The sequence below is a fragment of the Microbulbifer sp. S227A genome (assembly GCF_049800935.1).
Genome location: NZ_JBNAFZ010000003.1, coordinates 80784 through 94065, shown reverse-complemented (window position 1 = coordinate 94065; position 13282 = coordinate 80784). Strand labels below are relative to the sequence as shown.

Annotated in this window: 15 protein-coding genes; 4 read left to right on the top strand and 11 right to left on the bottom strand. The window is 64.3% G+C overall.

All coding sequences use genetic code 11. The features are described from left to right. The first annotated feature begins 10 nt into the window (after positions 1–10). Both ACP15R_RS08145 and lpdA read left to right on the top strand, forming a co-directional pair. Complete coding sequence (locus ACP15R_RS08145) at positions 11–400, top strand: MAPEG family protein (protein WP_424985905.1); 390 nt, start codon at positions 11–13, stop codon at positions 398–400. A gap of 90 nt (positions 401–490) precedes the next feature. Continuing rightward, positions 491–1879 carry a dihydrolipoyl dehydrogenase gene (lpdA, locus tag ACP15R_RS08140; protein ID WP_424985904.1) on the top strand — a complete coding sequence of 463 codons (1389 nt, stop codon included), beginning with the start codon at positions 491–493 and terminating at the stop codon, positions 1877–1879. Positions 1880–1896: 17 nt separating this feature from the next. Here lpdA and ACP15R_RS08135 read toward each other — a convergent pair whose 3' ends face one another. Further along, positions 1897–2475 (bottom strand): TetR/AcrR family transcriptional regulator, encoded by a 579-nt coding sequence (locus ACP15R_RS08135; protein WP_424985903.1) that lies wholly within the window; start codon positions 2473–2475, stop codon positions 1897–1899. Positions 2476–2574: 99 nt separating this feature from the next. On the opposite strand from ACP15R_RS08135, the gene ACP15R_RS08130 reads away from it, so the two are divergent. Further along, positions 2575–3168, top strand: a complete 594-nt coding sequence (locus tag ACP15R_RS08130) for an NAD(P)H-dependent oxidoreductase (protein ID WP_424985902.1) — start codon at positions 2575–2577, stop codon at positions 3166–3168. 7 nt (positions 3169–3175) lie between these two features. Here ACP15R_RS08130 and ACP15R_RS08125 read toward each other — a convergent pair whose 3' ends face one another. From ACP15R_RS08125 to ACP15R_RS08105, 5 genes are read right to left on the bottom strand one after another with little or no spacing between them, the layout of a single operon-like run. Continuing rightward, complete coding sequence (locus tag ACP15R_RS08125) at positions 3176–3661, bottom strand: GNAT family N-acetyltransferase (RefSeq protein ID WP_424985901.1); 486 nt, start codon at positions 3659–3661, stop codon at positions 3176–3178. A 32-nt stretch (positions 3662–3693) separates the two neighbouring features. Beyond that, positions 3694–4296: a pyridoxamine 5'-phosphate oxidase family protein gene (locus ACP15R_RS08120; RefSeq protein WP_424985900.1), complete on the bottom strand. Its 603-nt coding sequence runs from the start codon at positions 4294–4296 to the stop codon at positions 3694–3696. Further along, the gene (locus ACP15R_RS08115) at positions 4283–5023 is read right to left on the bottom strand and encodes a lysophospholipid acyltransferase family protein (protein WP_424985899.1); all 741 of its coding nucleotides are present in this window, start codon (positions 5021–5023) and stop codon (positions 4283–4285) included. The genes ACP15R_RS08120 and ACP15R_RS08115 overlap by 14 nt, the downstream gene beginning before the upstream one ends. Continuing rightward, complete coding sequence (locus ACP15R_RS08110; RefSeq protein ID WP_424985898.1) at positions 5023–5922, bottom strand: cell division protein FtsX; 900 nt, start codon at positions 5920–5922, stop codon at positions 5023–5025. The genes ACP15R_RS08115 and ACP15R_RS08110 overlap by 1 nt, the downstream gene beginning before the upstream one ends. Continuing rightward, positions 5919–6596: a cell division ATP-binding protein FtsE gene (locus ACP15R_RS08105; protein ID WP_424985897.1), complete on the bottom strand. Its 678-nt coding sequence runs from the start codon at positions 6594–6596 to the stop codon at positions 5919–5921. Before ACP15R_RS08105 ends, ACP15R_RS08110 begins: the two co-directional genes overlap by 4 nt. 184 nt (positions 6597–6780) lie before the next feature. Between ACP15R_RS08105 and ACP15R_RS08100 the strand changes: the two genes are divergently transcribed. Next, positions 6781–7539, top strand: coding sequence for a zinc-ribbon domain-containing protein (locus tag ACP15R_RS08100; protein WP_424985896.1), 759 nt, complete (start codon positions 6781–6783; stop codon positions 7537–7539). On the opposite strand, the gene ACP15R_RS08095 is transcribed toward ACP15R_RS08100, so the two are convergent. The 5 genes from ACP15R_RS08095 to argH form a co-directional block, all read right to left on the bottom strand. After that, positions 7522–10068, bottom strand: a complete 2547-nt coding sequence (locus tag ACP15R_RS08095) for a TIGR02302 family protein (RefSeq protein ID WP_424985895.1) — start codon at positions 10066–10068, stop codon at positions 7522–7524. The two genes, ACP15R_RS08100 and ACP15R_RS08095, sit on opposite strands and share 18 nt — an antisense overlap. Positions 10069–10102: 34 nt before the next feature. After that, the gene (gene lysA, locus ACP15R_RS08090; protein ID WP_424985894.1) at positions 10103–11368 is read right to left on the bottom strand and encodes a diaminopimelate decarboxylase; all 1266 of its coding nucleotides are present in this window, start codon (positions 11366–11368) and stop codon (positions 10103–10105) included. Between the two features lie 86 nt (positions 11369–11454). After that, the gene (locus tag ACP15R_RS08085; RefSeq protein ID WP_424985893.1) at positions 11455–11670 is read right to left on the bottom strand and encodes a hypothetical protein; all 216 of its coding nucleotides are present in this window, start codon (positions 11668–11670) and stop codon (positions 11455–11457) included. Positions 11671–11687: 17 nt separating this feature from the next. After that, positions 11688–11894, bottom strand: coding sequence for a hypothetical protein (locus ACP15R_RS08080; protein WP_424985892.1), 207 nt, complete (start codon positions 11892–11894; stop codon positions 11688–11690). Continuing rightward, on the bottom strand, positions 11891–13279 hold the full coding sequence (gene argH, locus ACP15R_RS08075) for an argininosuccinate lyase (protein ID WP_424985891.1): 1389 nt from the start codon (positions 13277–13279) through the stop codon (positions 11891–11893). The genes ACP15R_RS08080 and argH overlap by 4 nt, the downstream gene beginning before the upstream one ends. Between the last annotated feature and the right edge of the window lie 3 nt (positions 13280–13282).

The window sequence follows — 13282 nt, the reverse complement described above, 5'->3', positions numbered from 1 at the left end:
AACGATTGGCATGACCCCCGAACTCACCGCCCTCACCCTCGCTGCCCTGCTGCAAGTCTTGCAATTCGCAGCCTATTCGATCACCGCCAACCGCCAGGTCGGACCCGAAACCGCGCTCGGTCCCCGCGATGCGCCGATCAACCTCACCGGCACGGCGGGCCGCCTCCAACGGGCAATGAACAATCATTTCGAGGGTCTGATCCTCTTCACCATCCCCTGCGTGACCATCGCTCTGACCAACCAATCCACGGCCTTTACCGCGGCCTGCGCCTGGACCTACCTTCTGGCCCGCATCCTCTATGTCCCCGCCTATGCCCTCGGCCTGAGCCCCTGGCGCTCGGTGATCTGGATGATCGGCCTCATCGCCACCGCCCTGATGCTGCTGGCCTCCCTGACATGACCTTCATCTTTGACGAAATACTCCGGGGTGAGGTGCAGAATGCACCGAGGGGCAGCGCCCCTGCCCCGCTCACAACAAAGGATCCTTCCCATGGCTAATTACGACGTGATCATCATCGGCGCCGGCCCCGGCGGCTATGTCTGCGCCATCCGCTGCGCGCAGCTCGGTCTCAAGACCGCCTGTGTCGAAGGCCGCGAAACCCTGGGCGGCACTTGCCTTAACGTCGGCTGCATCCCGTCCAAGGCGCTGCTGCACGCCAGCCACCAACTGCACGAGGCCGAACACAACTTTGCCACCATGGGCCTCAAGGGCAAATCGCCCAGCGTCGACTGGAAACAGATGCAGACCTACAAACAGGACGTGATCGACACCAACACCAAGGGCGTCGAATTCCTGTTCAAGAAGAACAAGATCGACTGGCTCAAGGGCTGGGGCTCGATCCCCGAGGCAGGCAAGGTCAAGGTCGGCGACGAAGTCCACACAGCCAAGAACATCATCATCGCCTCGGGTTCCGAACCTTCCTCGCTGCCCGGTGTCGAGATCGATGAAAAGGTGGTCGTGACCTCCACTGGCGCGCTGGAACTCGGCAAGATCCCCAAGAAGATGGTGGTTATCGGTGCCGGCGTGATCGGCCTGGAACTGGGCAGCGTCTATGCACGTCTCGGAGCCGAGGTCACCGTCGTCGAGTTCCTCGACGCCATCACCCCCGGCATGGATGGCGACGTTCAAAAAACCTTCCAACGGATACTCAAGAAACAGGGTCTCAACTTCATCATGGGCGCGGCGGTGCAGAAAACCGAAGCCACCAAGACCAAGGCCAAGGTGCATTACAAGCTGCGCAAGGATGACAGCGAACATGTGCTGGACGCCGATGTCGTTCTGGTTGCCACGGGCCGCAAACCCTTTGTCGACGGGCTTGGTCTCGACGCGTTGGGGGTCGGGCGCACCGAACGTGGACAGATCAAGGTCGGCAAGGATTGGCAAACGGACGTTCCCGGTATCTATGCCATCGGTGACTGTATTGAAGGCCCGATGCTGGCGCACAAGGCCGAAGACGAAGGCATGGCCGCCGCCGAACAGGTCGCGGGCAAGCATGGGCACGTGAATTATGGCGTGATCCCGGGCGTGATCTATACCTGGCCCGAAGTCGCGAATGTCGGCGAAACCGAAGAGGCGGTCAAAGCCTCGGGCCGCGCCTACAAGGTCGGCAAGTTCATGTTCATGGGCAATGGCCGCGCCAAGGCCAATTTCGCCGCCGATGGTTTCGTCAAGATCATCGCCGACAAAGACACCGACCGCATTCTCGGGGCGCATATCATCGGCCCCGGTGCCGGCGACCTGATCCACGAGATCTGTGTCGCGATGGAGTTCGGCGCTTCGGCTGAAGACCTCGCCATGACCTGCCATGCGCACCCGACCTATTCCGAAGCCGTACGCGAAGCGGCGCTGGCCTGCGGTGACGGCCCGATCCACAGCTGACAATGTGCCCCGGCGGTTCAGGCCGCCGGGGTCATCCAGGCGTCCAGATAGAGCTTCAGCCGCTCTTCGAAATCCTGCGCCCGGTGCAGGGCACAGAATTGCAGCGACATCGCCTGTACGGAAAACGCCTGCACCCCTTCGGCGAGCAGTTCCGCCGAGATGTCCCGCCGGTAGGCACCGGCACCGGCCCAGCCCAGAACAAGCGTGAAATACCGCTCAAAACACTGCGCGATCGGCCCGATCTCGGCTATCGCCGCCGCCCCGGAATAGCGCAGGATCAGGTCAAAGACATAGCGTTCGGATGTCATGAACCGATGATAGGGCCGCAGCGCCGCGATCAGCGTTTCCACCGAATCGGGCGGGGCACCCGCCTCGGCCCGATCAAGCCGCGCCGCCAGTTCCGCCCCGATCAGCCGCTCCATCAAGGCATCCTTGTCCTTGAAATGGGCAAAAAACGTGCCCTTTGCCACGCCGGCCCCCGACACCACATCTTCGACTCGCAAGGCCTCGTAACCGTCTGATTTCACAAGATCCTGCGCGACTTCGATCAGCCGGGCGCGGGTCTTGAGCGTGCGTTTTTGGATGGGTTTGCTCATGCCTCTTGTTCGCAAATATTCTGACCATGGTCAAATTCATATTGACCGTGGTCAGTTATTTGACCCATAAGTGACCACGGTCATTTTTAGGAGGCTACCATGCCCGCAAAGAAGATTTTCATCCTGAACGGACATCCCGGCGACACCAGCCTGTCCCGCCGGTTCGCCGAAACCTATGCCACGGCGGCCCGTGCGAGCGGGCATGAGGTGCGGATCGCAAACCTCAAGGACCTCGCCTTTGACGACGATTTCGGGCAGGGAAACTACGATAATTACAAACCCTTGGAGCCCGATCTGCAACAGGTGCTGAACGACATCGAGTGGAGCGACCACCTGGTCATCGCCACGCCGATGTGGTGGGGCGGGTTGCCGGCGCGGCTCAAGGGGCTCATCGACCGGACTTTCCTGCCGGGACGAACCTTTGACACCAGGAACACCGGGCTTTCTGGCATGCCTGCACCGATGTTGACGGGGCGCACCGCGCGGGTGATCCTCACCTCCGACACGCCCGGCTGGGTGATGCGGCTGCTGTATCGGCGCGCGCTGATCTGGCAGCTCAGGGGGCAGATACTCGGTTTCGTCGGGTTCAAGCCCACCCGCATCACCTGGTTTGCCGGGGCCAGCCACCCGAAACCCGGCCTGATCGAGAAATGGACCCACAAGGTCCGCCGCATCGGTGCAATCGCCGCCTGATGCGCGGCTAGAGCTGCATATCCATTTCGTGCCAGTCTGCGCCCGCATATCGCGACTCCGATCTGCGGGCATAGCGATAGCCAAGCTTCTCGTACATCGGAACGTAATGCGTTTTGCACATGAGATGGATGCTGGCCTTGCCCGCATCCGCCATGTGGCTCACAAAGGCCTGCATCAGGGCACGGGCCAGCCCCTTGCCCTGACAAACCGGGTCAACCGCAACAGACAGGATCACCACGTTGGGCGCATCCGGATCATGCCCGGACAATGCCTTGAAATCATCATCGGCCATGTCGACCTCGTGGGCGCAACCGCTATTGATGAAACCCCGGATCGCGCCATCCTGTTCCAGCACGAGAAACCCTTGCGGATAGGTGGCGATGCGGTCGGCAATCCGTTCGAACGGGGCTGCCTCCTGGGCGGCATAAGCCGCCGCTTCGATTTCAGAACACCGGGTGGCATCCTTTGGCTGCGCCAATCGAACACGCTGCATGTCAGGCTCCTCTCATCGCCGGATACGCGACGCTACCACAGGGTCTGTGTCGCGCGACCCATCCAGGCACGATCGTATTCGGCGCCGTCAATTTCGTCATTGGTCATTTCGGCCAGGATGTCGCCAATCGTCGGCAGCCCCGCGCGATCGTCCCGCTGCCAGAGCCCCGCCCGCAACAGGGCGCGCGAACATTGGCAATAGATCTCGTCAATCGCGATGACGATCACCGTCTTGGGCAAGCGTCCCTTGCGGTCGAAACGGCGGCACAGTTCCGCATCTGCGGTCAGCCGGGCAGTGCCGTTGACCCGAATGACAGTGTTCGACCCGGACACCATGAACATCAGCGATACGCGCCCATCCGTCACGATATTGCGCAGCGAATCCAAGCGGTTGTTGCCATGCCAGTCGGGCATGGCCAGGGTGCCGGGATCAAGCTCCTGTACCACCGGCCCGTCATCGCCACGGGGGCTGGCATCGGTGCCGTCCTGGCCGACCGTGGACAGAACGCACATCCGCGAGGCCATGATCCATTTGCGATAGCTCGGCGTCATGCGCCGGGCGACCTTGCGCAGGGCGGGTTCGCTGGGGCTGCCGTATAGCGCCTCAAGCGCCGCTATGCTGTCAATCTGCTCCATCCGGATCGAACCCCGCTTCCCGCATCAATGCATCAGACCGTGTTTCCACACGGTCTTCAAGTCTGCGCATGAAATCGTTGCGATCCAGTCCGGGTTCAATCGGGTCGAGGAACTCGACAATGGCCAGCCCCGGTTTGCGCATGATCCCCTTGCGTGGCCAGAACAGCCCGACATTGGTGGCCACCGGCACACAGGGCTGGCCCAATTCCTTGTAGAGCACGCCGCTGCCGACCTTGTAGGGTTTCCGGACACCGGGCGCGACACGGGTGCCTTGCGGATAGATGATGAGCTGTCCCGGATCGTTGAACTCCTGCGCCACGTCCTGCACCATCTTGGCCACGGCGGCACCGCGCCGGCCCCGGTCGACCGGAACACAGCCCAGCCGCTTGGCATAGAGCCCGATGAACGGGGTCCACAGTAATTCGCGTTTCATGATGAACTTGGCGTGCGGCACCGCGTCAAAAATCAGCAGAATGTCGAGAAAGGACTGGTGCTTGGCCGCGACCATCACCTCGCCCGATGGCACCGCGCCGCGCACCTCGCCCCGGATGCCAACCATCCAGCGGGTCAGCACCAGCGTCGAGCGGGCATAGATCTTGCAGGCGCGCAGGGCACCGCGTTTGGACAGGATCGCGTATGGCGTGAACAGGATGCCCAGCACCGCCATCCAGAAATAGATCACGATGATGAAAACAAGGGACCGCAGCCATTGCATTGCATGGATCATCAGCTGAACTCCGCCAGTTTCTGCCGCGCCGCGACCCCCGCCGCGGCAAATGCCACTGCCACGGTCACAACCGGAACCACCAGCGGCGCAAGCCAGCCGAAACCGCGGAAACCGATCTCGGCCAGGAACCCCTGGGTTTCACCGCCCGACGGTAACAGCAAAACCGCCAGCACGCCAAGCACCACGCCCGCCCCCGACCCGGCAAGCGCCCGCAGGGTCAGGCGGCGCACAAAGGCCGCCGCGACAAAGCGGTCCTCGGCCCCGACCAGGCGCAGCACCTCGACCACCTGCGCATTGGCCGCCAATGTCGCGCGTGCCGCAAGCGTCACCGTCGCGGCCATGGTGCCGACAATCAGCAGCAACGAGATCATGCCCAGTCGCCGCAGCCCCCGCGCCGCGTCCACGATCGGCGCGCGCCAGCCGCTGTGATCGTCAAGGATCGCGCCGGGAACCTCGTCACTGAGCCGCTGTTGCAGCGCATCGGTGTCATAGCCCGGCCTGTCGGCAACCACGTCGATCAGCTGGGGCAACGGCAACTCGCCAAGCGGCAGATCATCGCCCAGCCACGGCGCCAGCAGCGCCGCCTGTTCCTCGGGCCGCAGCGGGCGGGCACTGGCAATGCCCGGCGTTTCGCCAAGGATGTCGAGCACCGCCGCCGTCCGTGCCTCGCGCTGTTCGGCATCGCCGGAAATGCGCAGGGTCGCACTCTGGGACAGGTCACCGGACCAGCGGTCGGCAACGCGGCTCGCGGTCATTGCCATCGCCAGCGCGAACACCGCCAGAAAGCCCATTGCGGCGGCGGCAAACAGGGTCAGGTGCGTGGTGATCCGGCTGGGCGGGACAACCCGGTCGCTGCGCGCGTCGCCGGTCAGCAGGTCGAGAATGTTACGAATGGTCACAGATCCGCCCCCGCCGATTGCACCTGTTTGTTGGAAATGCGCAGTACCCGGGCCTGAACCTCGGACTTGGCGGCGCGGATCAGCGACAGGTCATGGCTGGCAATCAGCACGGTCTTGCCCATGCTGTTCAAATCCACCAGCAGCCGCAGCAGGCGCTGCGACATGTCCCAGTCGATATTGCCTGTCGGCTCGTCCGCGATGATCACGTCCGGCGACAGGATAACCGCCCGGGCAAGCGCCGCCCGTTGCCGTTCACCGCCCGACAATTCGGCAGGATAGGCATCGGCGCGCCCCGACAGCCCGACCCAGCCCAGCAGATCGGTCAGGTTCTGCTGTTCCCCCGCCAGGTCGCGCCCGGCCACGGTCAGCGGCAGGGCAACATTGTCGGCCACGGGCAGGTGATCGAGAAACCGGCAATCCTGGTGCACAACGCCGATGCGGCGGCGCAGCGTGGCCATGTCGTCCCGCGTTGCCGCGGCGATGTCGTCATCGAAGGCGCGGACCCGTCCCTTGGTCGGGTTGAGCGCGCCGTAGCAGAGTTTCAGAAACGTCGTCTTGCCCGACCCCGAAGGTCCGGTCAGAAAGTGAAAGGACCCGGCCGGGAGGGACAAGGATACATCGCCAAAGAGCGCGCCCCCACCATAGTCGAATCCCACCTGCTCAAGCTCGATCACGCTCTTTCTCCTGTCAATTGCCGCCTTGTGCCTTACCCTCGGGACAGTTTCAATGCCATGCCGATTCGCCATGTTTCGGGGGCTTTGAGTGCTGGAAATTCGCCCTTTGCGAACCCTTGCCGAAACGCATAAGGTTGCGGCACAAGGATAATCCAGCAGGCAGTAACAGGACCGGAGGGGCAGCATGCGTCTTACATGCCCGAATTGTGGCGCTCAGTACGAAGTGCCCGACAAGGTGATCCCTCCACAGGGCCGCGACGTTCAATGCTCGAGTTGCAACACCTCCTGGTTCTTTGCCCATCCCGATCCGCTGCTGCGTAGCGAACCCGACCTGCGCGCCTCGGCGGCGTCGTTTCTGGATGACGATCCCGCCGACGGCACGGACACGCCACCGGCCCCGCCCAGGCGCAAACTCGATCCCAATGTCAGCGCCATCCTGCAACAGGAGGCCGAGCGCGAATCCCGCCTGCGCGACCGCGAACGTGCCGCCGCGACATCGGACCGGACAGCCGCGCCGGCCCGCGATGACGCCGACGCCCCGGACAGCGTTCGCAAAGCCCGGGCACGCATGGCGCGGATGCGGGGCGACGAATTGCGCGACACGGGCACGGCGCAAGGCGCGGACGAACCGCTGAGCGGCAAACTGCCGAACGCCGACGAGATCAATTCAACCCTGCGCGCGCCGGAGCAGTCGGTTTACGAAGATTTCGAATATACCCCCAGCAAGCGCGGCAATGCCGGGTTCATGCGGGGCATCACGCTGACCGTGCTGCTGGCCGCGCTGCTGGTGCTGGCCTATGTCAATGCCCGCACGATCAGTGACGCGGTGCCGCAGGCCGCGCCCTACATGAAGGTCTATGTCGCCAAGGTCGACCAAGGGCGAGTCTGGCTCGACGCCCTGCTCAACCAGTACATATCAGGTGGATCAGAACCGCTCGAGTAGCCGCTGAAGATAGTTGCGCTCGACTTCGGGGCGGTCGCCCTCGCCCGAGCGGCGGCGGATTTCGTCCAGCAATTCGCGCGCACGCCGATAGACGTCTTCGCCCTGCAACAGGTTCTCGGGCGTCCCGAGCGATCCGTTCGACCCGCTCTCGCGCCCGAGGGGATCGCGGTTCTGTGCCTCCATGTCACCCTGGGTGGTGCCCTGCCCCGGCTGGCCCTGTTGCTGCGCCATTGCCTCGCCAAGGGCGCGCATCCCTTCGCGCAGCGCTTCCATCGCCTCGGACTGCCGGTCGATCGCATCGGCGTAATCGTCCTGCCGCAGGGATTGTTCCGCGCCATCCATGGCGCGCCCGGCCCGGTCCAGCGCCTCGCGCGCGGCGTCGCCCTCGGGGGTGCCGGCACCGGGCAGATTACCCTGCTGGCGGCGCAGCTCATCGCGCAGCGCCTGTTGCCGGTCCGCCAGCGTGCCCTGCCCGTCTGGTTGCTCGCCCTGTGTTCCGTCACCCTGCCCGCCCTGGCCCTCGTGGCTCTGGCCCTGGCCCTGGCCGCCGTTGCGGCCCTGGTTGCCCTGGCTTTCCCCCGCCTGCGCCCCCGGGTTGAACTGTTCCTGCAAATCGCGAAAGGCCTGATCGCTCAGCCCCTGTTGCTCGCGCAGGGTTTCGGCAAGCCCCTCCATCGCCTGCTGCCCCTCGGACTGGCCGCCCTGACCCTGTCCTTGCGCGACACGCATGTTCTCCATCATCTGTTGCAATTCCTGCAACGCCTGCTCGGCCTCGGCCATGCGGCCCTGCTCCATCAGTTCCTGGATGCGGTCCATCATCCGTTGCAGATCATCCTGGGTCATCTGCATGGCGTTTTCCGAGGGCTGTCCCTGTTGGCCCTGTTCGCCCTCCTGCTGGGCCTGGCGCGACAATTGGCGCATGTATTCGTTGGTGGCCTCGCGCAGTTCCTGCATCAGTTCGGCGATTTCCTGATCGCTCGCGCCGTTTTTCATCGCCTCGCTCAGCCGCTCCTGCGCCCGGCGCAGCCGTTCCAACGCATCGCTCAGATCGCCCTCTTCCAGCAGCACCGCCAGATCCCAGAGCGCTTCGGAAAGCTCCTCCTGCTGCTCGGTCTTGAGTCCATAGGCCGCAAATGTTTCCAGACGGCGCAGGATCACGCGCAGCCGCAGATAGGCGGTTTCCGAACGAAACACCGCGTCCGGCCGGTGCGATATCGCCCGCAGCACCTGCGCCACGCGCGGCGCATTCCCACGGGTCCACAACAGATCGCGGCGCTGTTCGATCACCGCCGCCGCCAGCGGATCAAAGAACCGGCGGGCCGGCAAGATCATCGGCGACGGCGCGATGTTGGTGACATGCCCCGCCGCGTCCTCCGCCGACAGCCGGACCGTGACCGGCAGGTTGGCAAAGGGATGTTTCGAGAAATCCTCGATCAGCGTTTCGGTGAACATCCGGCGATCGCCCGCGATCGGCATCGGCAGGGGAACAACCACCGCCTCTCGCGGCTCGGGATCGGCGGCGAGCCCGTAGCGGCGATCCACCGCCGCGACATCAAGCGCGATCACCGCCTGACCGGCAACCACGCCGTAATCGTCGCTGGCGGTAAAGGGCAGCGTCATTTCCCCGGTGGCCTCGGCCTCGGCGACGCCCGCGATGGTGATCTGGGGCGGCGTGTCAGCGATGATGGCAACCTGCCAACTCTGCCCTCCGCTGCCCGCGATCTCGATCATGCCGTCGCGGTTGACGATGAAATCCTGCACCGGGTCGGCCCCGGCCCCCTCCTGGACCGAATTGCCGGACACGGTTTCCGCAAGGCTCAGTGCGCCGATCTCGCCATAAAACCGCAGGGTGATCCTGCTGCCCTGTGGCACGCGCAAGCTGCTGCCGGCCTGGTCATTGAGGTAGAGCGTCGGTTTGCCGGTATAGCGTGGCGGCTCAATCCAGCCTTCCCAGGACGGTCCACTGGCCAGTTCCCCGCCGCCCGGTGTCATCTCGGCGACACTGCCGACCCGCCAGACAGAGCCGAACAGCAGCGCCACCAGGAACGCCAACAGCGCCACATAGCGCAGCGCGAAAGGATCCCGGCGGGCGAGTTTCAAATCTGGTGCCGGAGCCCGCGCCATCGCGGCGCGATCCGCCATCCGCGCCTGGTGGGCACGCCAGAGTGCCGCCGATTGTGTATCATTCGCGCCGATGGCCTGTTCGTCAAGCAAGGCCCGGATCGGTCGCCCCGGCAGGGTTTCGTCCAGCCGGGCCAGCGCCTCGGCCCGCCCCGGCCAGTGAAACCGCCGCGTGCCGTAAAACACCGCCGCGCCAGCCGCCAGAATGGCAACCGCGCCACAGGTCCAGACCGCCTCGATCGGAACAAGGTCCTGTATCCCGAGCATCAAGAGCGCCAGCACCAGAAGGACAACGCTGATCAGGGGCCAGAAACAGCGCAGCACCCGTTCGGCCAGCATCCCGGCGCGCGTCATCTCCAGCGGCAGGCGCACCGAATGCAGGACCGGGGGAAGTGCTGGTCTGGCCATCAGGGTCTCCGAATGGCCAGAGCGCCGGATTGCGTCAAAGCCACTCGGGGATGGTATCGCGATTTATCATTTCGTCAAAGGTCGGTCTTGGACGGATGACCGCAAATTGATCGCCCTTCACCAGCACCTCGGGGATCAGGGGTCGCGCGTTGTATTCGCTGGCCATCACCGCGCCATAGGCCCCGGCGCTGCGGAACGCGATCAGATCACCTGCCGCCAGCGGCGGCAGATCGCGCTGTTTGGCAAACGTGTCGCCGCTCTCGCAGACCGGGCCGACAATGTCATAGGGCTGCTGCTCGATCCCGGCCTCGGGCTCGAGCACCGGCACGATATCATGATGCGCGTCATACATGGCCGGGCGGATCAGGTCGTTCATCGCCCCGTCCACGATCAGGAAATCGCGGCCTTCGCCGGATTTCAGATAGATCACCTTGCTGACCATGATGCCGGCATTGCCCGCAATCAGACGACCCGGTTCGATCTCGATCTCGCAGCCCAGATGGCCAAGCGTGCGCTTGATCATCGCGCCATATTCCAGCGGCAGCGGCGGTGCCTGGTTGCTGCGCGCGTAGGGGATGCCCAGGCCGCCGCCCAGGTCCAGACGCCGGATGTCATGACCATCCGCCCGCAGGGTTTCGGTGAGCTCGGCAACCAGCCCATAGGCCTGTTCAAATGGCGCCAGATCGGTGAGCTGGCTGCCGATATGCACGTCGATGCCGACAATCTCGATGCCCTTCATGCCGGCTGCAAGCGCATAGACATCGCGCGCGCGGGCGATCGGGATACCGAACTTGTTCTCGGATTTGCCGGTGGCGATCTTGGCGTGTGTCTTGGCATCGACATCCGGATTGACCCGGATGGTGATCGGCGCGACCTTGCCCAGCGACAGTGCCACGGCGTTCAACGCCGCTAGTTCCGGTTCGGATTCGACGTTGAACTGGCGGATGCCGCCCTCAAGCGCCGTGCGCATTTCATCGGCGGTCTTGCCAACGCCGGAAAACACGATCTTGTCCCCCGGCACCCCGGCGGCGCGGGCCCGCAGGTACTCGCCGACCGAGACCACGTCCATCCCGGCCCCCGCCTGGGCCAAGGTCTTGAGGATCGCCTGGTTCCCCGCCGCCTTCATCGCATAGCAGACCAGGTGGTCGGTGCCCTCCAACGCCTCGTCAAACAACGCGTAATGGCGCAGCAGCGTCGCGGTGGAATAGAGGTAGAACGGGGTTCCGACGGCGGCAGCGATCTCGCTCACCGGCACGTCCTCGGCGTGAAGGGCGCCGTCCTTGTAGAGAAAATGATCCATGTCGGCCTCATAGCAAAACCCGCGCCGGGATCAATCCATATCAAACGCCGGGGCACGCCCCCGGGCCGCCGCGCGGTACGCCACGTTCAGAACCCGAGAAACACCGAGAACGGCCCCTGTGCAATGCCGACCCCGCCATGGGCCCCGCCGCCGGAACCGACGCCGATCCCGACATTGACCGCCGGCTGCGCCCTGGCTGGCGGTGGCGGCTGAACAATCAGCTTGCCATCCGGCCCCACCGGCGGCGGATCGGGGTCACAACCTGCCAGCAACAGAAGCACCAGCAGAGAGGACCCCAGCATACGCATTCCCTGCCCCGCTACTCCGACACTGCCGGGGCAAGCCCCGTGTGCAGCCCTGTCAAACCGTGCGCATTGCGCGTGATGCTGATCCCGGCGCGGGCCTCGCCCGAGACACGAATGCCGGTTTCCTTCTTGGCCTTGGGGGGCGGCGGCGTTGGTTCGCCATCCACGCCGCAGCCCACGAGCAGCAGCACACAAAGACCGGCAAGACAGGGTTTCATCATGACTTTGCCTTCCACCGTTCGATCTGAACCCGGACCTGCGCGGGCGCGGTTCCACCATAGGACATGCGCGAGTTTACCGAATTTTCGACGCCAAGGACACCAAAGACATCCTGGGTGATATCCGCATGCACCGCCTGCATGTCGGCAAGATCGAGCTCGGGCAGGTCACAGCCTCGTTGCTCGGCCAGGGCGACCAACGAACCGGTGATGTGATGCGCATCGCGGAATGGCAGGCCCAGCACCCGCACCAGCCAATCGGCAAGGTCGGTCGCGGTCGAGAACCCCGACCCCGCCGCAGTGGCCAGCGATTCGCGGTTGGCGGTCATGTCCCGCACCATCCCTTCCATCGCGGCCAGCGCCAGCATCCAGTTGTCGGCGGCGTCAAACACCTGTTCCTTGTCTTCCTGCATGTCCTTGGAATAGGCCAGCGGCAGCCCCTTCATCACCATCATCAGCGCCGTGTTGGCACCAAAAATCCGTCCGATCTTGGCGCGGATCAATTCCGCCGCATCGGGATTTTTCTTTTGCGGCATGATGGATGAACCGGTCGAGAACCGGTCGGACAGGGTCACAAAGCGGAACTGGGCCGAGGACCAGATCACCAGCTCTTCGGCCATCCGGCTGAGATGCACGGCGGAAATCGACGCCACCGACAGGAATTCGAGCGCAAAATCCCGGTCGCTGACCGCATCGAGGGAATTCGCCGAAGGACGGTCAAACCCAAGCGCCGCCGCGGTCATGTCGCGATCGATGGGGAAACTGGTGCCCGCAAGGGCCGCCGCCCCAAGCGGGGATTCGTTCATCCGGCTGCGCGCATCGCGCACCCGCGACAGGTCGCGCCCGAACATTTCCACATAGGCCATCATGTGATGTCCCCATGTCACCGGCTGTGCGGTTTGCAGGTGGGTAAAGCCCGGCATGACCCAATCCGCCCCCGCCTCGGCCTGCGCCAGCAAGGCATTGATCAGCGCCTGCAAACCGGACTCTGCCGCATCCAGCTGGTCACGGACCCAGAGTTTGAAATCGGTTGCCACCTGATCGTTGCGCGAGCGCCCGGTATGCAGGCGGCCCGCCGGCTCTCCGATGATCTGTTTCAGCCGCGCCTCGACATTCATGTGGATGTCTTCGAGCGCGGTGGAATATTCAAAGGTTCCGGCCTCGATCTCTGACAATACGGTGAGCAGCCCTTCCCGAATGGCCGCCGCATCGTTATCGCTGATCACGCCCGTCGCCGCCAGCATCGCGGCATGGGCCCGCGACCCGGCAATGTCCTGCGCCGCCATCCGCTTGTCGAACCCGATCGAGGCATTGATCGCCTCCATGATCGCGTCCGGTCCGGCGGCAAAGCGGCCACCCCACATCTGGTTCGAGGTCGTATCGGTCATTAT